General features: G+C 44.9%; 17 protein-coding genes and 1 other annotated feature. Of the genes, 10 read left to right on the forward strand and 7 right to left on the reverse strand.

The window, feature by feature from the left end; genetic code table 11:
* The first annotated feature begins 90 nt into the window (after positions 1-90).
* A complete protein-coding gene (gene glxA, locus KXZ66_RS20230; RefSeq protein WP_003243380.1) occupies positions 91-471 on the forward strand; it encodes a glyoxalase GlxA in 381 nt (126 codons plus the stop codon).
* A 37-nt stretch (positions 472-508) separates the two neighbouring features.
* Here the strand turns inward: glxA and KXZ66_RS20235 are convergent, their stop codons facing one another.
* Both KXZ66_RS20235 and celB read right to left on the reverse strand, forming a co-directional pair.
* Complete coding sequence (locus KXZ66_RS20235; RefSeq protein WP_219144706.1) at positions 509-1,186, reverse strand: DUF2711 domain-containing protein; 678 nt, start codon at positions 1,184-1,186, stop codon at positions 509-511.
* Positions 1,187-1,263: 77 nt separating this feature from the next.
* Positions 1,264-2,598: a PTS cellobiose transporter subunit IIC gene (celB, locus tag KXZ66_RS20240; RefSeq protein ID WP_219144707.1), complete on the reverse strand. Its 1,335-nt coding sequence runs from the start codon at positions 2,596-2,598 to the stop codon at positions 1,264-1,266.
* Positions 2,599-2,825: 227 nt separating this feature from the next.
* Here celB and epr point away from each other — a divergent pair, with 227 nt between their 5' ends.
* The 3 genes from epr (at position 2,826) to sacY (ending at position 7,465) form a co-directional block, all read left to right on the forward strand.
* A complete protein-coding gene (gene epr / locus KXZ66_RS20245; protein ID WP_219144708.1) occupies positions 2,826-4,763 on the forward strand; it encodes a minor protease Epr in 1,938 nt (645 codons plus the stop codon).
* Between the two features lie 426 nt (positions 4,764-5,189).
* A complete protein-coding gene (gene sacX / locus KXZ66_RS20250; protein ID WP_046381426.1) occupies positions 5,190-6,569 on the forward strand; it encodes a SacY negative regulator SacX in 1,380 nt (459 codons plus the stop codon).
* A gap of 53 nt (positions 6,570-6,622) precedes the next feature.
* Positions 6,623-7,465 (forward strand): transcription antiterminator SacY, encoded by an 843-nt coding sequence (sacY, locus tag KXZ66_RS20255; RefSeq protein ID WP_003227349.1) that lies wholly within the window; start codon positions 6,623-6,625, stop codon positions 7,463-7,465.
* Between the two features lie 48 nt (positions 7,466-7,513).
* On the opposite strand, the gene KXZ66_RS20260 is transcribed toward sacY, so the two are convergent.
* Together KXZ66_RS20260 and KXZ66_RS20265 are read right to left on the reverse strand one after the other, a co-directional pair.
* Positions 7,514-8,374 carry a glycosyltransferase family 8 protein gene (locus KXZ66_RS20260; RefSeq protein WP_103803644.1) on the reverse strand — a complete coding sequence of 287 codons (861 nt, stop codon included), beginning with the start codon at positions 8,372-8,374 and terminating at the stop codon, positions 7,514-7,516.
* A gap of 109 nt (positions 8,375-8,483) precedes the next feature.
* Positions 8,484-9,197, reverse strand: coding sequence for a YwaF family protein (locus KXZ66_RS20265; protein ID WP_064671791.1), 714 nt, complete (start codon positions 9,195-9,197; stop codon positions 8,484-8,486).
* 149 nt (positions 9,198-9,346) lie between these two features.
* Between KXZ66_RS20265 and ywaE the strand changes: the two genes are divergently transcribed.
* The 3 genes from ywaE (at position 9,347) to ywaD (ending at position 12,877) form a co-directional block, all read left to right on the forward strand.
* Positions 9,347-9,862: a tyrZ transcriptional regulator YwaE gene (gene ywaE, locus KXZ66_RS20270; RefSeq protein ID WP_064671790.1), complete on the forward strand. Its 516-nt coding sequence runs from the start codon at positions 9,347-9,349 to the stop codon at positions 9,860-9,862.
* Positions 9,857-10,071: a binding site (T-box leader), on the forward strand. (Overlaps the previous gene by 6 nt.)
* Before the next feature lie 41 nt (positions 10,072-10,112).
* Positions 10,113-11,354 (forward strand): tyrosine--tRNA ligase, encoded by a 1,242-nt coding sequence (gene tyrS / locus KXZ66_RS20275; protein ID WP_219144709.1) that lies wholly within the window; start codon positions 10,113-10,115, stop codon positions 11,352-11,354.
* Between the two features lie 155 nt (positions 11,355-11,509).
* Entirely contained in the window at positions 11,510-12,877 is a 1,368-nt protein-coding gene (gene ywaD, locus KXZ66_RS20280; protein ID WP_172850196.1) for an aminopeptidase YwaD, read from the forward strand.
* Between the two features lie 29 nt (positions 12,878-12,906).
* Here the strand turns inward: ywaD and ywaC are convergent, their stop codons facing one another.
* The 3 genes from ywaC to KXZ66_RS20295 all read right to left on the reverse strand — a co-directional run bounded on the left by ywaC (position 12,907) and on the right by KXZ66_RS20295 (position 14,913).
* A complete protein-coding gene (ywaC, locus tag KXZ66_RS20285; protein ID WP_003244564.1) occupies positions 12,907-13,539 on the reverse strand; it encodes a GTP pyrophosphokinase YwaC in 633 nt (210 codons plus the stop codon).
* Positions 13,540-13,680: 141 nt separating this feature from the next.
* On the reverse strand, positions 13,681-14,616 hold the full coding sequence (locus tag KXZ66_RS20290; RefSeq protein ID WP_009968370.1) for a 1,4-dihydroxy-2-naphthoate polyprenyltransferase: 936 nt from the start codon (positions 14,614-14,616) through the stop codon (positions 13,681-13,683).
* A 162-nt stretch (positions 14,617-14,778) separates the two neighbouring features.
* On the reverse strand, positions 14,779-14,913 hold the full coding sequence (locus KXZ66_RS20295; protein ID WP_021480955.1) for a hypothetical protein: 135 nt from the start codon (positions 14,911-14,913) through the stop codon (positions 14,779-14,781).
* Between the two features lie 149 nt (positions 14,914-15,062).
* Here KXZ66_RS20295 and KXZ66_RS20300 point away from each other — a divergent pair, with 149 nt between their 5' ends.
* Genes KXZ66_RS20300 through dltB form a run of 3 tightly spaced genes read left to right on the forward strand, consistent with a single transcriptional unit; the run spans position 15,063 to position 17,925 of the window.
* Positions 15,063-15,212 (forward strand): teichoic acid D-Ala incorporation-associated protein DltX, encoded by a 150-nt coding sequence (locus tag KXZ66_RS20300; protein WP_003227330.1) that lies wholly within the window; start codon positions 15,063-15,065, stop codon positions 15,210-15,212.
* 17 nt (positions 15,213-15,229) lie between these two features.
* A complete protein-coding gene (gene dltA / locus KXZ66_RS20305; protein ID WP_072175345.1) occupies positions 15,230-16,741 on the forward strand; it encodes a D-alanine--poly(phosphoribitol) ligase subunit DltA in 1,512 nt (503 codons plus the stop codon).
* Entirely contained in the window at positions 16,738-17,925 is a 1,188-nt protein-coding gene (gene dltB / locus KXZ66_RS20310; RefSeq protein WP_049140909.1) for a D-alanyl-lipoteichoic acid biosynthesis protein DltB, read from the forward strand. The genes dltA and dltB overlap by 4 nt, the downstream gene beginning before the upstream one ends.
* The last annotated feature ends 8 nt before the right edge of the window (positions 17,926-17,933 follow it).

Raw genomic sequence — 17,933 nt, forward strand, 5'->3', positions numbered from 1 at the left:
TTATGGTACCACAAAACGCCAAGATGTCTGCATTGACAGAAAGGAAAGGTTTTTCTACGATAGACAAAAAGAGTTACGAGGAGGAGCAGCATGGCAAAACGAATTGACCATACAGGCATCATGGTAAGAGATATTAACGCGTCCATCACATTTTATGAAGAGGTACTCGGCATGAAATTGAAGGATCGCATCACACACACGAACGGTGTAATCGAGCTTGCATTTCTTGGCTTTGAAGACGGCCCGGAAACAGAAATTGAACTGATTCAAGGCTACAGTAGCGAGCTTCCCGCTGAAGGAAAAGTGCACCACATTGCCCTGCTGACTGATGACATCGCGGCTGAATATACAAAAGCGGAAAAAATGAACGCAAAATTTATCGACGAGGAGATCACAACACTTCCAAACGGATACCGTTATTTCTATATCGAAGGCCCTGACGGTGAGTGGATTGAGTTCTTTCAGCGATAAAAAAAAGAACGTACATTTTGTGATGTACGTTCTTTTTTTATCTATACCAACTGATATACGTTGACTCATCGCAAATCATAGCTTCCCAGCCCATACGCTGAACCAGGTCATTGATGTTTTTATCTTTTGCTAAGAAGACATTAATGAATGAGTCATATACACTCATAAACACAAAGTCCATTTTCTCATCAGTCAAAACGAGCTCTGCTGCGGCTTCATCAAGAACCGTCCGCAAGTTGGCCTCAGTTATGTCCAAAACGCCACGGTTTTCCACAATCGGTTCTGCGTAATAAAACCGATTGGGTCCGTTCGCACCTAACACCTTTACCAAACTCGGAATATGAAAATTTGAAATATGATCCTCACTGGGATAATAGAGGTCTCCATTTATGTTTTCATGTAACACCTCAGCCAAATCCTCTCTCGCGAACTCGTCCCTTAAAGCGCCTATCGACGTCATTAAAGCCAGCGCCAGCTCAGCATGTGTTTGAAAGCCGCAAGAAGACATAACCTTCTTCCAGGAAACAGCCCTGCCTTTTTCTCTGATTTCATCATCGTTTGGATAAATATGCTCGTAATCATGTTTTCTCTTTGCTTTCTCCCATCCTTCAGGCATTTGGATAAAAGGAGAAAAAATAAGAGCAGCAGATGAGTATTCAACAGGTATTTGTTGTAAGATCGGTGATTCGTCATCGAACCATATATACTCTAGCATGCGCACCTCCTTTACATATTCTAACATTCCCTTTCATTTGAAAGAAGATGATCAGCCTATGACAGGCTGATCATCTATCACATCACATTTTTATCCCCAGATTCAACCGCACTCTCTTCCCGCCATTTTTGATGATCCCATATTCTGAAAAACGGATAGTAGATGGCACAGGTAATCAGCAGATTCACCAGCTGCATAACGGCGCCCGACACCTTTCCGCCTGTCGCCAGGTAACCTGATATGAGCGGCGGCATCGTCCATGGCACCGCGATTCCGGCCGGTCTTGCCACCAGCCCGGTGCTCATGCCGATATAAGTCGCGGTAATCGTGAGGAGCGGTGCAATGATAAATGGGACAATAAGGAGCGGATTCATGACAATCGGCATGCCGAAAATGATCGGCTCGTTGATATTAAAAAGCGCGGGCCCAATCCCTAATCGGCCAAGCTGCTTCATTTGTTTGCTCCGGGAGCGCACAAGCATCGCCAGGACAAGCGCCAGCGTCGCCCCGCTTCCGCCGACATTGATCCAAATTTGAAAAAACTGAGTCGTAAAAATACTCGGCAGCGCCTCGCCTGCTTGGAAGGCGAGACGGTTGGCATCCATCGCGCCGTACCAAATCGGCGCCATGATTCCGCCAATGATGGAAGCCCCGTGAATCCCGCACGACCAAAGCAGCATCTGCACAAATTCAGCGATCAGGCTTCCGCCGAGACTGCCGCCAAGGATGGAAAGCGGTGTGCCAAGCAGGTCTCCTACGACATTGTGCAGACTCTGAAAAGGTGTCATTTCAATCAGAAGGCGCGCCAGCCACACGAGAAACACAATGATAAAGCCGGGAATCAGCGCGACAAACGATTTGCTTACCGCAGGCGGCACACCGTCTGGCATTTTGAAGACGATATTTTTTTGAATAATGTACCGATAGATTTCGGTTGAAAACAAGGCGATCAGCATGGCGACAAATAAGCCCTTGCTGCCGAGCAGCGTGATCGGGATTCCGCCCCCTACCATGATGGACTCCGTTGAGCCATGCGGTGTAAACGGCACCTCAAACGGTGTTGCCAGCAGAAATGCGGCAATTGAAATCGCTCCGGCAGAAAGGGCATCGACACCATAGCTTTCTGCCAGCCGATAGGCGATCCCAAAAGCGGCAATCATCGCCATAATATCAAACGAAGCGTTAACAGGATATCCGAGCTTATCGGCCCACTCGTTCCCAAACACACTCGCCATGAAATCAGCATACCACGGAATCGGCAAGCTCGTTAAAATCAAGAAGACAGACCCGATAATAATCAGCGGCATGGTCAGGATAATTCCGTCACGCAAAGCGCTGAGATGCCGCTGCCCGGCAATTTTCCCGGCGACAGGCATTATTTTTTCCTCCATCACCCGAGTGAATGTGCTCATCTTAAAAACCCCCTTTTCTCATTGCTTTGTGAACAACCTCCGCAATGTTTTCTTTATCTTATTTTGAAAACGCTTACAAATTCATTTGGAAAATTTCCTCTTCATGCGGAAAAAATCTGCATTTTGCTAAACAACCCTGCCCATGAAAAATTTTTTCCTTCTTACTATTAATCTCTCTTTTTTTCTCCGATATATATATCAAACATCATAGAAAAAGGAGATGAATCATGAAAAACATGTCTTGCAAACTTGTTGTATCAGTCACTCTGTTTTTCAGTTTTCTCACCATAGGCCCTCTCGCTCATGCGCAAAACAGCAGCGAGAAAGAGGTTATTGTGGTTTATAAAAACAAGGCCGGAAAGGAAACCATCCTGGACAGTGATGCTGATGTTGAACAGCAGTATAAGCATCTTCCCGCGGTAGCGGTCACAGCAGACCAGGAGACAGTAAAAGAATTAAAGCAGGATCCTGATATTTTGTATGTAGAAAACAACGTATCATTTACCGCAGCAGACAGCACGGATTTCAAAGTGCTGTCAGACGGCACTGACACCTCTGACAACTTTGAGCAATGGAACCTTGAGCCCATTCAGGTGAAACAGGCTTGGAAGGCAGGACTGACAGGAAAAAATATCAAAATTGCCGTCATTGACAGCGGGATCTCCCCCCACGATGACCTGTCGATTGCCGGCGGGTATTCAGCTGTCAGTTATACCTCTTCTTACAAAGATGATAACGGCCACGGAACACATGTCGCAGGGATTATCGGAGCCAAGCATAACGGCTACGGAATTGACGGCATCGCACCGGAAGCACAAATATACGCGGTTAAAGCGCTTGATCAGAACGGCTCGGGGGATCTTCAAAGCCTTCTCCAAGGAATTGACTGGTCGATCGCAAACGGGATGGACATCGTCAATATGAGCCTTGGCACGACGTCAGACAGCAAAATCCTTCATGACGCCGTGAACAAAGCATATGAACAAGGCGTTCTGCTTGTTGCCGCAAGCGGTAACGACGGAAACGGCAAGCCAGTGAATTATCCGGCGGCATACAGCAGTGTCGTTGCGGTTTCAGCAACAAACGAAAAGAATCAGCTTGCCTCCTTTTCAACAACTGGAGATGAAGTTGAATTTTCAGCACCGGGGGCAAACATCACAAGCACTTACTTAAACCAGTATTATGCAACGGGAAGCGGAACATCCCAAGCGACACCGCACGCAGCTGCCATGTTTGCTTTGTTAAAACAGCGTGATCCTGCCGAGACAAACGTCCAGCTTCGCGAGGAAATGCGGAAAAACATCGTTGATCTTGGTACCGCAGGCCGCGATCAGCAATTTGGCTACGGCTTAATCCAGTATAAAGCACAGGCAACAAATTCAGCGTACGCGGCAGCAGAGCAAGCGGTGAAAAAAGCGGAACAAACAAAAGCACAAACCGATATCAACAAAGCGCGAGAACTCGTCAGCCAGCTGCCGGGCTCCGACGCCAAAACTGCCCTGCAAAAAAGACTGGATAAAGTACAGTCATACAGAAATGTAAAAGATGCGAAAGACAAAGTCGCAAAGGCAGAAAAATATAAAACACAGCAAACCGTTGATACAGCACAAACTGCCATCAACAAGCTGCCAAACGGAACAGACAAAAAGAACCTTCAAAAACGCTTAGACCAAGTAAAACGCTACATCGCGTCAAAGCAAGCGAAAGACAAAGTTGCGAAAGCGGAAAAAAGCAAAAAGAAAACAGATGTGGACAGCGCACAATCAGCAATTGGCAAGCTGCCTGCAAGTTCAGAAAAAACGTCCCTGCAAAAACGCCTTAACAAAGTGAAGAGCACCAATTTGAAGACGGCACAGCAATCCGTATCTGCGGCTGAAAAGAAATCAACTGATGCAAATGCGGCAAAAGCACAATCAGCCGTCAATCAGCTTCAAGCAGGCAAGGACAAAACGGCATTGCAAAAACGGTTAGACAAGGTGAAGAAAAAGGTGGCGGCGGCTGAAGCAAAAAAAGTGGAAACTGCCAAGGCAAAAGTGAAGAAAGCGGAAAAAGACAAAACAAAGAAATCAAAGACATCCGCTCAGTCTGCAGTGAATCAATTAAAAGCATCCCATGAAAAAACAAAGCTGCAAAAACGGCTGAACGCCGTCAAACCGAAAAAGTAACCAAAAACCTTTAAGACTTGCATTCCAGGTCTTAAAGGTTTTTTACATTCTAAGAACATCACACACAACCTTTTTCCCATCCATTGTACAGGCTTTTCATACTATTGCTATACAGCCATGAACAGCATAAAATGAACGTTATTACAGTTATCACCACATATGGCGGGATTGTGACTGGGCAGGCAGGCAAGACCCAATGATGCAAAGGGAGTATTAGTGCCTAAAAAGCAGGGCATTTTAACTCTTCTTTTCGTGTTGGGCTCATAACGGCGCCTTGGACAACCCCTATTCTCATGCTCCGTCGTCGACGCGGGCATTTTTGTCATTTTCAGCCGGTATTTCTCACTTTTTTCATTTTGATTGTCAACTTTTCATTTGATACGATGAACAAGCCGACTTTTCTTCAGCAAAGGAGGTTTTGATTGCTTGCAGAAAGAGATTGCAAAAGAATTATTGCTGCTCGCAGGAGGAAAAAACAATATTATTAGCATCAGCCATTGTACGACCCGTCTTCGTTTTGATGTAAAGGACGAGACGAAAATTGATATACATGCCATTGAGAACCTGCAAGGTGTGCAGGGCACCTTTTTCCGCTATGGGCTTTTCCAGATTATCTTCGGAGCAGGCGTCGTCAACAAAATATATAAAGAAGTCGTTCATGAATGGGAGACCGCGCCTTCTGAAGAGCCTGTCCACCAGAAAAAAGCCAGCCGGAAGCTGAACCCTGCCGCAGCTTTTGCGAAAACACTATCTGATATTTTTGTGCCGATTATTCCGGCAATAACAGCAAGCGGCCTGCTCATGGGGCTGATCGGCATGATAAAAGTGTTTCACTGGTTCGCTGCCGGCAGCCCATGGATTAAAATGCTCGACCTCGTGTCCAGCACAGCCTTTATTTTACTGCCGATTTTAGTTGGCTTCAGTGCTGCACGGCAATTTGGCAGCAACCCATACCTAGGGGCAGTGATTGCAGGGCTTTTGACGCATCCTGATCTGCTGGACCCGTCAATGCTCGGCAGCAAAACCCCGTCTTCCTTAGACATATGGGGGCTTCATATCCCAATGATGGGCTATCAGGGTTCCATGATACCGATTCTTCTTTCCGTTTTTGTCATGAGCAAAATTGAGAAGCTATTAAAATCGATTGTGCCGAAGTCGCTTGATGTCGTGATCATTCCCTTTATTACGGTCATGGTGACAGGATGCCTCGCGCTGATTGTGATGAATCCCGCCGCGTCCATCATCGGCCAGATCATGACACAATCGATCGTCTATATTTATGATCACGCCGGCATTGCCGCCGGAGCTCTTTTCGGCGGCATCTACTCCACCATCGTCCTATCTGGATTGCATCATAGCTTTTATGCAATTGAGGCAACGCTGCTTGCTAATCCGCATGTCGGTGTCAACTTTTTAGTGCCGATATGGTCGATGGCGAATGTGGCCCAAGGCGGAGCGGGGCTTGCGGTATTCCTCAAAACGAAACAATCAAGCCTGAAGAAAATTGCGCTCCCCGCTTCTCTGACCGCGTTTTTAGGCATTGTTGAGCCGATTGTATTCGGGGTAAATCTCAAATTGATCCGTCCCTTTATCGGAGCAGCCATCGGCGGTGCTATTGGCGGAGCATACGTGGTTGCGGTACAAGTTGTGGCAAATTCATACGGACTGACAGGCATTCCGATGATTTCAATCGTGCTGCCGTTTGGCGCCGCTAATTTTGTTCATTATATGATCGGTTTCTTGATCGCAGCCGTCTCTGCTTTTATAGCTACATTGTTTCTCGGGTTTAAAGAAGAGACAGAATAACTGGATTTATTCGTTTTCATTCATAAAACGGGGGATGAAAGGACAAAAAAGCTATGAAAATTAAAAGAATCTTAAATCATAATGCTATCGTCGTAAAGGATCAAAATGAAGAGAAGATTCTCTTAGGTGCAGGAATTGCGTTTAACAAAAAGAAGAATGATATTGTCGATCCGTCAAAAATAGAAAAAACCTTTATCAGAAAAGATACACCTGACTATAAGCAGTTCGAAGAGATTTTAGAAACATTGCCTGAAGACCACATTCAGATTTCTGAGCAAATTATCTCTCATGCCGAAAAAGAGCTGAATATCAAAATCAACGAGCGCATTCATGTCGCTTTTTCAGACCATCTTTCCTTTGCGATTGAACGCCTGAGCAATGGGATGGTTATCAAAAATCCGCTGCTGAATGAAATCAAAGTCCTTTATCCAAAGGAGTTCCAGATCGGCTTATGGGCCAGAACACTGATTAAAGATAAACTGGGGATTCACATTCCTGATGATGAAATCGGCAATATCGCCATGCATATCCACACAGCAAGAAACAATGCCGGCGATATGACACAAACGCTTGATATTACAACAATGATCCGTGATATTATCGAGATTATCGAAATTCAATTGTCTATTAATATCGTTGAAGATACCATCTCTTATGAACGGCTTGTGACCCATCTCCGCTTTGCCATTCAGCATATCAAAGCAGGCGAATCCATTTACGAGCTGGACGCAGAAATGATCGACATCATTAAAGAGAAGTTTAAGGATGCCTTCCTGTGTGCCCTAAGCATCGGCACCTTTGTGAAGAAGGAGTACGGCTTTGAGTTTCCTGAAAAAGAATTATGCTACATCGCCATGCATATTCAGCGGTTCTACCAACGGTCAGTCGCACGCTGAGACAAAAAAAACGCTTTTGATCATCTCAAAAGCGTTTTTTTATCTGATTTATTGGTTGATCGCCGGATTCCCAATCGTATTCCACTTCGTATAGGACATGTAATGGAAATACTCATCGCGATACGGATGTTTTGTGTTGGAGTTCCAAGGCTTTTCTCCGCCGCAGAAGTGCACGATTGCCGGGTTTTCTCTCGTTTCATTATATTGCTTCCGCCCTAACAGAGTCGGTGGGGTTTTCAGCTTTAACATGATATAGGTTTGAGCGTTCCAGCGCGGATGAAGTTCATACCACTGATCATACAAGATCGCATTCAGTGCATCTTGGTCATGCAGCACAAGAAAGTCTTCGTCTGGGTGTTCATTGATAAAGTTGATGACTTTTTCTGTGATGTTTTGCTTTCTCCAAGACTCAAAATCAATAATCATGATACCTGAGTTAAAATACTTCCCTGTATCAGTGACGTTCATTTCTTTCAGGCGTTCATGCTGCCCCGCATCCTCAACAGCGGCTACGGTGTATGGCGCAATGTCTAAGTCCCATAGCTTAGAAATATCCTCTAGGACAAGCGCATCGCAATCGATGTAAATCATTCGTTTGATGCTTTCATCCTTAATTAAGTCGGGAATCGAAATGCGGTAATACGCGGCTTTTGTAATATGGCTGCTCTCTACCGCATGTTCATACATGTTGGTATCCACTTCTAAAAACTCAATCGGCACTCCGAATTTCAAAGTGGTTTCTTCCAGTCTTTTTTTGTTATCAGGCTTAATTCCGCCATCAATGACGTATAATTTTACCTCTCTCTCCTGATCCATGTTAGTCAATAAAGAAACGAACATCCCACCTAAATGACGAGCATAATTATCATCTGCGCATGATACGATATGCATGATTTCATCTTTCCTCAATGGTATTCATCTCCCTTTTTGTTGTACAAGTTACATACCCTTTTTCAAAAAAATAAACACGTTCTCCGACATTTTTTTAAACAGAATGTGTGATACAACAAAAAAGGTGTCATTTTTTGAAGATGCGATAAAGCAAATAAAGAATGAAAAAGCTGGCGATCGTGATGGCTTCAGCCGAGACGATATACCAAGGCCATGGCCCGAGAACATCTAAGAGAGAGGAACCGCCCGGTTTTTTCGTCAAATACATATAATTCGCGCCAAGCCAGCGATCAATCAGAAAAATACAGACGCCGTACACATTAACAAGCAGGACTGTCACCCATAACGAGCGCTGGCCCATTCTGTAGGTGCCAATCACAGCCATCAGCAGACAGGATAAAAACACAGACCCGTGAGAAATAAAAAAGAGGATATATCGGATATGCGGAAATGAAAACATTCCGAGGTCAGGAGTGGCAAGAGCCTGAATCGAACTGCCGATGCCGACAAAAAACAAAAACACAAACAGCTTTCTGCTTTTTGTCACTAACATAATAGCTGACAAATACACCGACAGGTCACTAAGCTGGAGAGGCAATGAAGTGCGCACCGACCACCTGCCCGTGGCGATCATCCATATTTGATAGCCGATTTGCGAACCAAGCAAAAGAAACACAAACAGAGAACGTAAAAACCGGCTGGCCCTCGGCTGCTTGACCCCCTCTTGGAACAAAAACAACAGAATGGCCAAAAGGGCGATAATCGCTAACGTCACTACATGCTCTGTCGAAAACAGATGAAACGGATCATGCTTATAGACGGATTGAACATATTTTTGCAAAACTGCACCCCCGTTTGCGGGTTTTTGTTTATTTTGGCGTTGTTTGGGCTTTTTTTATTCACCGATATATGGGCTTGAAGTTCACATCAGAGTCTGTTACAATTCGTTTCATAGCTAATGATTCTGATAATTTAAGGCAGGCCTAAAAAATGGAACGTTCACATCAACATCAGCAGCTTCGGAAGGAAGAACACGATACACTTTCTAAGCTCAAACAAATGCCCGTCGAGTCACTCAACCTAGAAGCCATTTCGATCGCTACGAATCTGTATCGGTCTGCACAAAGGCTCCGTGTCAAAATGGAGACTGAGGTTCTTTCTTCCTATAACCTTTCTTGGACCGCTTTCTCCATTCTTTATGATCTATGGGTATGGGGAGCGCTCGAAACGAGAAAAATCGCTGAGCTGTCAGGGATATCTACAGCTACAGCAAGCAACGTGATCAAAACGCTCGAAAAAAAGAGTTTTTGCAGTAAAAGCATCGACACAAGAGATCGGCGACTCGTGTTTGTCTCAATCACCGATTCCGGCAAACAAGCGATCGAAGAACTCTACCCGGAGTTTCACAAAGGGGAAACAGAGCTCATTGCGGGAATGACGAAGGACGAACAGAAAATATTGACAGGGCTGCTTAGAAAGGTAGCTGACAATCTTCATACAACATAAGCTTTGACGGGAATCCAGTAGCGGTTTGTCTCCCTGTTTCAGAGAGCCGGCGGAAGGTGCGAGCCGGCACACAGCAAACGTGAATTACCTCCCCGAGCTTTCTTTGTGAACCTTAAAAGTAGCAAAGAACGGGAAACCGTTATTCGAATGAGCGGAAGACAATGTCTTCAACCAGGGTGGTACCGCGTGCATTGAGCCACGTCCCTTATTGGGATGGGCTCTTTTTTGTGTTTGTAAAAAAGGAGGAAAAATGATGAGAACATTTGAGCAGCTCACAGCGTCACAGCAAAAAGAGGTAGAAAGACAGCTTCAGCTATACATGACAGGCGCCCACGAAGTCATACCGCCGGAGGAATTAAAGGCAAAGCTCGTGAAATCAATTTCCACGGGCACGCCGCTTAAAATTAAGCTCGGATTAGATCCGTCTGCACCGGATGTACATTTGGGCCATACGGTTGTGTTAAATAAGCTTCGCCAATTTCAAGAAAACGGCCACATTGTCCAGCTGTTAATTGGGGATTTCACAGGAAAAATTGGTGATCCGACCGGAAAATCGGCAGCCAGAAAGCAACTGACTGATGAAGAAGTTCAGCACAATGCCAAAACCTACTTTGAGCAATTCGGAAAAGTGCTTGATCCAGAAAAAGTCGAGCTTCACTATAACTCAAAATGGCTGAAAACATTGAATCTAGAAGATGTCATTGAATTAGCAGGGAAAATAACGGTAGCCCGCCTGATGGAGCGCGACGACTTTGAAGAACGCATCGCCATGCAAAAACCAATCTCACTGCATGAATTCTTTTACCCATTGATGCAGGGCTATGATTCTGTCGTTCTCGAAAGTGATATTGAATTAGGCGGAACGGATCAGCATTTCAATGTCCTCATGGGACGGCATTTCCAAGAACGATACAACAAAGAAAAACAAGTCGTCATCCTTATGCCGCTCTTGGAAGGCTTGGATGGCGTCGAGAAAATGTCGAAGTCGAAACACAACTACATTGGCATTAACGAACATCCAAACGACATGTACAGAAAAACGATGTCACTGCCCGACAGCCTGATGAAAAAGTACATCCACTTGGCGACAGACTTAGAGCTTGAAGAGAAAAAACAGCTCGTAAAAGACTTAGAAACCGGCGCCGTTCATCCGCGTGATGCCAAAATGCTTTTAGCCAGAACAATCGTCCGAATGTATCACGGAGAGAAAGCAGCAGAAGCTGCCGAACACTCGTTTAAAACAGTCTTTCAGGAAAACAGCCTGCCGGAAGATATACCAGCCGTAAACTGGAAAGGCGAAAAAACGATAGCGATGATTGATCTGCTCGTCAAGCTAAAACTCCTCTCTTCGAAGAGCGAGGCGCGCCGCATGATTCAAAACGGCGGTGTACGCATCGACGGAGAGAAAATAACAGATATTCACGCCAAAGCAGAGATAAGAGAGAATATGATCATCCAAGTCGGCAAACGCAAGTTTTTAAAGCTCCAATAGTTTGATATTCCGAAACGCTTATGACCCTTCATTCATAAGCGTTTTTTTGCAGGTATAAAGCACTGTCTTTTCAAAAACGCTCTCCATCTTGCAGGAAACTCCTTTAGCATCCCGAAATATTCCCCAACCATACATTTAGGGGAGGTTTATTTTTGATGAAAAAGCTTTTGACTGTCATGACGATGGCTGTTTTAACTGCCGGCACACTGCTCTTGCCGGCACAGAGTGTCACCCCTGCCGCGCACGCTTTACAAATATCAAATAGCGAGCGCGAGCTTCCATTCAAAGCAAAGCATGCGTACTCTACCATTTCTCAGCTAAGTGAAGCAATCGGCCCCAGAATAGCCGGAACTGCAGCTGAAAAAAAGAGTGCCCTATTGATCGCCTCATCCTTGAGAAAATTAAAGCTTGATGTGAAGGTTCAACGATTCAACATTCCTGACCGGCTTGAGGGTACACTGTCTTCAGCAGGACGCGATATTCTTCTCCAAGCGGCGTCGGGCTCAGCTTCGACTGAGGAACAAGGGCTGACGGCCCCGCTTTACAATGCGGGATTGGGCTATCAAAAGGACTTTACCGCTGACGCCAAGGGCAAAATCGCCTTAATTTCCAGAGGAGACCTGACTTATTACGAGAAAGCCAAAAATGCCGAAGCCGCCGGAGCGAAAGCTGTCATCATTTATAACAACAAAGAAAGCCTCGTGCCTATGACGCCAAACCTGTCGGGAAATAAAGTCGGCATTCCGGTCGTCGGCATTAAGAAAGAAGACGGCGAAGCACTTACCCAGCAAAAAGAAGCCACCTTAAAACTAAAAGCATTCACAAACCAAACCTCTCAGAACATCATCGGAATTAAAAAACCAAAGAACATCAAACATCCAGACATTGTGTACGTGACGGCCCATTACGACAGTGTTCCTTTTTCGCCCGGAGCAAATGACAACGGCTCAGGAACCTCTGTTATGCTGGAGATGGCGCGTGTCTTAAAAAGCGTTCCATCTGATAAAGAAATCCGCTTTATCGCTTTCGGCGCCGAAGAGCTCGGCCTGCTCGGCTCCTCTCACTATGTAGATCATCTATCGGAAAAAGAGCTGAAACGAAGCGAAGTGAACTTCAACTTAGATATGGTAGGCACAAGCTGGGAAAAAGCGTCTGAGTTGTATGTCAACACATTGGACGGCCAATCTAACTATGTTTGGGAATCCAGCCATACGGCTGCTGAAAAAATTGGGTTTGACAGCCTGTCTCTGACACAGGGAGGATCATCTGATCATGTGCCATTCCACGAAGCCGGCATTGATTCCGCCAACTTTATTTGGGGAGACCCGGAAACAGAAGAAGTTGAGCCGTGGTATCATACCCCTGAAGACTCGATCGATCATATCAGCAAAGAACGCCTCCAGCAAGCAGGCGATCTTGTGACAGCCGCAGTCTATGAGGCTGTGAAAAAAGAGAAGAAACCGAAAACCATTAAGAAACAAATGAAGGCCAAAGCATCTGACATTTTTGAAGATATCAAATAAAAAAAGACGGCACTTGGGTGCCGTCTTTTTTAATCCACTTCTTTCTTAATCCCCAGCATTTTCTCATCTAGGTAATGGGCAATCTCCGCGGCTTCCTTCAGCTCATCTGTTAATTGCTTAGGAACGTCATTGTTCAATTTATAGTAAATTTTATGTTCAAGGCTCGCCCAGAAATCCATCGCGATTGTCCGGATTTGAATTTCTGCTTTGACGTATTCCACACGGTTCGTTAAATTCACAGGCATCTCAATGATTAAATGCAGGCTTCGATAGCCATTCGGTTTGGGTGTCTGGATATAATCTTTTACCTTTACGATTCTCAAATCTTCATGCTGCTTCAACACATTCACGACATTATAAATGTCAGAAATAAAGGAACAGATGATGCGCACGCCGGCAATGTCGTGAATATGCTCCTTCATTTCCTTCGTCGTAATCTCACAGCCCTTTCTCATTAACTTATTCACGATGCTTTCAAAGCTTTTTACACGGGATTTTGTATGTTCAATCGGGTTGTGTCCGTGAATGAGGTTATATTCCTGGCTGATAATTGAGAACTTTGTATCGAGCGCATCTAGCGCAAATTTATAAACTAATAACTCATTTTTCCAATCTTCCATTACTGTTTTTAAATCGTCCATATGTGTTACAGATAAATCCATGTTCGTCATCTCCTTTAACGGAACTTTATCCGCTGTCCATGTACTAGACGTCCCTGTCTGCTGCAAGGTTCTATGAATTTTTTTACAAAATGCGGTCGATTGTAACAAAAAAAGACCGCATGAAACGAGCGGTCTTTTTTATTATCGGAAATAGCTGATCAATAATCCGATCGAGAGCAGGAATCCGAAAAATGTATTTGTTTGGGCTGTTGATTTCATTGCGACAATCATATTCATCGGCATTTCGTTCTGGACGAAGCCCTTCACTGCCTGAACCGGCTTAGGCACGCTCAAAAAGACGACAAACAGCCATGGGCTTGCGGCACCGGTAATAACCAAGCCGACAACCCAGATATAAGCGACGGCAAACGACGCAGCTAACAGAGTAACAGCTCCCTTATGCCCCATCAAAATCGCCAATGTTTTGCGTCCGCCTTTTTTGTCCTCTTCAATATCACGAATGTTGTTCGACAGGTTAATCGCGCCGACAAGAATCGCAATCGGGATGGAAATCAAAATGCTCTGCATATTGATCTTATCTGTCTGAATGAAAAACGAAATCAGCACAAACACCGAACCCATGCAAATGCCTGAGAATAATTCACCGAACGGCGTGTACGCAATCGGGAGCGGCCCGCCTGTATACAGGTAGCCGATCGCCATGCCGACAAGGCCGATCAGCGCAAGCCACCAGCTGCTGCTCGCACAAATATAGACACCGAGCAAAATGGCAATCCCGTATGAGGCCAGAGCTAATTGCAAAATCGTTTTAGGCTTCATTCCGTGGCGTACAATTGCCCCTCCGATTCCGACTGATTCTGCTGTATCTAATCCGCGTTTAAAATCATAGTATTCATTAAATAAGTTCGTCGCGATCTGGATCCATAGGCAAGAAAACAGCATAGCCAAAAACAGCAGCAGATCAACCTTCACATAAAACATCGCCAAAACGGTTCCGAGCAGCACAGGCACAAACGATGCGGTTAACGTATGAGGACGGGTTAACTGCCAAAGGATCTGCCCCATGCTTTCTTTTTGCGGCGCTGTCTGACCCTCACCCTTATTTGTTTGGTTCATCTTCCTCTTCCTTTCTATTAAAAGGCTTACTTTTTTTCAGCCGGCAGCTTAATAAAAAACTCCTTTTGCTTCCTTATCTATCATAATGACTTCTCCCTTATTTCACAAGATACCGCAAGAAGGCGTTTTCTTTCTTATTATACGCTTCTCGCCCTGATTTCATTAGGTTTCTGCTTTCACTTGAACGAACAGGTACAGAAAAATTTTTTTAAGTACATTACACTTTTTAAAAGTTAAAAAGATCTTTTGACTCCAGCTATCTTTTCCTTTATTATGAATCAGCTCGAAACATTCCATTCTTGCCCTTGCAGGTATAAAGATTCATTTTCAAAAACATACGCCGATATATTAATTTGAGGGAGATTAGGGAAAAAATGAAACTTTTTGAGCATCTGATCGTCAAATAATCATGTGATTGTCGAAAAAACGGGAAGGGAATTTTTGATATGCTGCAATTAATGAAACAGCTGTATGAAAAACCCGCTGTCAAGTGGACATGTCATACAGGCTTTTATTTGATGATACTGCTTGTTTTGTTTTTTATGTATGGTTTTCACACCGCGAATACCGGTTCATATATTTATAACGATTTCTAATTGGAGAGAGAATAACTATGAAACTTTTACATGCTATTCAAACACATGCGGAAACTTATCCGCAAACCGATGCCTTCCGCTCTCAAGGCCAGTCGCTCACGTATCAGGAATTATGGGAGCAGTCTGACCGCGCGGCTGCCGCGATCCAAAAACGCATTTCTGGGGAAAAGAAATCTCCTATCCTTGTGTACGGCCACATGGAGCCGCACATGATCGTTTCCTTCTTGGGAAGTGTCAAAGCGGGACATCCTTATATTCCGGTTGACCTTTCTATTCCGTCCGAACGGATTGCGAAAATTATCGAAAGCTCTGGAGCAGAATTGCTGATCCATGCAGCAGGACTCTCAATTGATGCAGTCGGCCAGCAGATTCAGACAGTTTCTGCGGAAGAACTGCTGGAAAACGAAGGCGGCTCTGTCAGCCAAGATCAATGGGTCAAAGAACACGAAACGTTTTATATCATTTACACTTCCGGAAGCACAGGAAATCCGAAAGGCGTGCAGATTTCCGCTGCGAATCTTCAAAGCTTCACAGACTGGATTTGTGCAGACTTTCCAGTCAGCGGAGGAAAAATATTTTTAAACCAAGCGCCGTTCTCATTTGATTTGTCTGTCATGGACCTATATCCGTGCCTTCAATCAGGCGGGACTTTACATTGCGTGACAAAGGATGCTGTGAACAAGCCGAAAGTCTTATTTGAAGAGCTGAAGAAGTCCGGACTGAATGTGTGGACATCAACACCTTCCTTTGTGCAAATGTGCCTGATGGATCCGGGTTTTTCACAGGATCTGCTGCCTCATGCGGACACATTTATGTTTTGCGGAGAGGTTCTTCCGGTTTCTGTGGCAAAAGCGCTGCTTGAGCGTTTTCCGAAAGCAAAGATTTTTAATACGTACGGCCCGACTGAAGCGACAGTGGCTGTCACATCGGTTGAAATTACGGCTGACGTCATCAGCCGCAGCGAATCGCTTCCAGTGGGCTTCGCCAAACCAGATATGAACATTTTCATTATGGATGAAGAGGGACAACCGCTTCCTGATGGAGAAAAAGGAGAAATCGTCATTGCAGGGCCGAGTGTAAGCCGAGGCTACCTTGGTGAGCCAGAGCTGACGGAAAAAGCGTTTTTCTCTCATGAAGGCCAGTGGGCATACCGAACTGGCGATGCCGGCTTTATTCAAGACGGTCAGATTTTCTGCCAAGGACGTTTGGATTTTCAGATTAAACTTCACGGCTATCGAATGGAGCTGGAGGAAATCGAGTTCCATGTCAGACAGTCACAGTACGTTCGCTCTGCTGTCGTGATTCCTTATCAGCCAAACGGAACAGTTGAGTACTTGATCGCTGCTATTGTGCCTGAGGAGCATGAGTTCGAGAAGGAATTCCAGCTGACAAGCGCTATTAAAAAAGAGCTTGCCGCTTCCCTTCCGGCATATATGATCCCGAGAAAATTTATCTATCAGGATCACATTCAAATGACGGCTAACGGCAAAATTGACCGAAAACGCATTGGCGAAGAGGTTCTTGTATGACGCCTTACAGCTCGTTTTTATTCTTTATACTGCTTGGCATTCTTCTTCTGCCGACGATCATTCTCGGCTTAAACGGAAAAAGATTTCAAGCATACAACATGTTCATATCTATCATTATATTGGCTTTAATTTTTTCGCACGACTTACACGGGGTCATCGCGCTGTGCCTGTTTACAATATGGCAGGTGCTCCTGATCAGCGGCTATCTGGCATACCGGCAGAAAGCGAACAGCGGCTTTGTCTTTTGCGGGGCTGTTATCGCGTCGATTCTGCCTTTATTTCTGTCAAAAATATGGCCGTTTCTGTCGCACCCGCAGCCGCATCATGCGCCGCATAACCTGATCAGCTTTTTAGGGATTTCATATTTAACCTTTAAAGGCGTTCAGCTGATTATGGAAGCAAGAGACGGACTGCTGAAAGAACAGCTGCCATTGCACCGCCTGCTGTATTTCATCCTGTTTTTCCCGACGATTTCCTCCGGCCCGATCGACAGATACCGCCGGTTCGTCAAGGATGAACAGAAGGCTTGGACGAAAGAAGAATACGCCGACCTGCTGTATACGGGAATCCATAAAATCTTCATCGGTTTCCTGTATAAATTTATTATCGGCTACGCGATCAATACGTACTTCATCATGAATCTTCCCGCAATCACGCACAATAAGATTCTTGGGAACCTGCTGTACATGTACGGCTACAGCATGTATTTATTCTTTGATTTCGCCGGCTACACGATGTTTGCCGTCGGGGTCAGCTACATTATGGGCATTAAATCACCAGAAAACTTTAATAAACCGTTTATCAGTAAAAATATTAAAGATTTCTGGAATCGCTGGCATATGTCTCTGTCATTTTGGTTCAGAGATTATGTGTTTATGAGATTCGTATTTTGGATGACTAAGAAAAAGTGGATCAAAAACCGTATGGCCGTCTCAAACATCGGATATTTCCTGCTGTTTATGCTGATGGGGGTTTGGCACGGGCTCGCGCCGCAATATATCATTTACGGCCTCTATCACGCCGTTCTGATGACGTGTTACAACTTTTTCGAGAAGTGGAATAAGAAATATAAATGGCTGCCGTCCAACCGCTGGACAACCATTCTCGCGATTGTGATCACATTCCATTTCGTTTGCTTCGGGTTTTATATTTTCTCAGGAAAACCATTTCATCACCACCATTAAAGGAGATT

The sequence above is a fragment of the Bacillus sp. LJBS17 genome (assembly GCF_019334685.1).
Classification (GTDB): Bacteria; Bacillota; Bacilli; order Bacillales; family Bacillaceae; genus Bacillus; species Bacillus subtilis.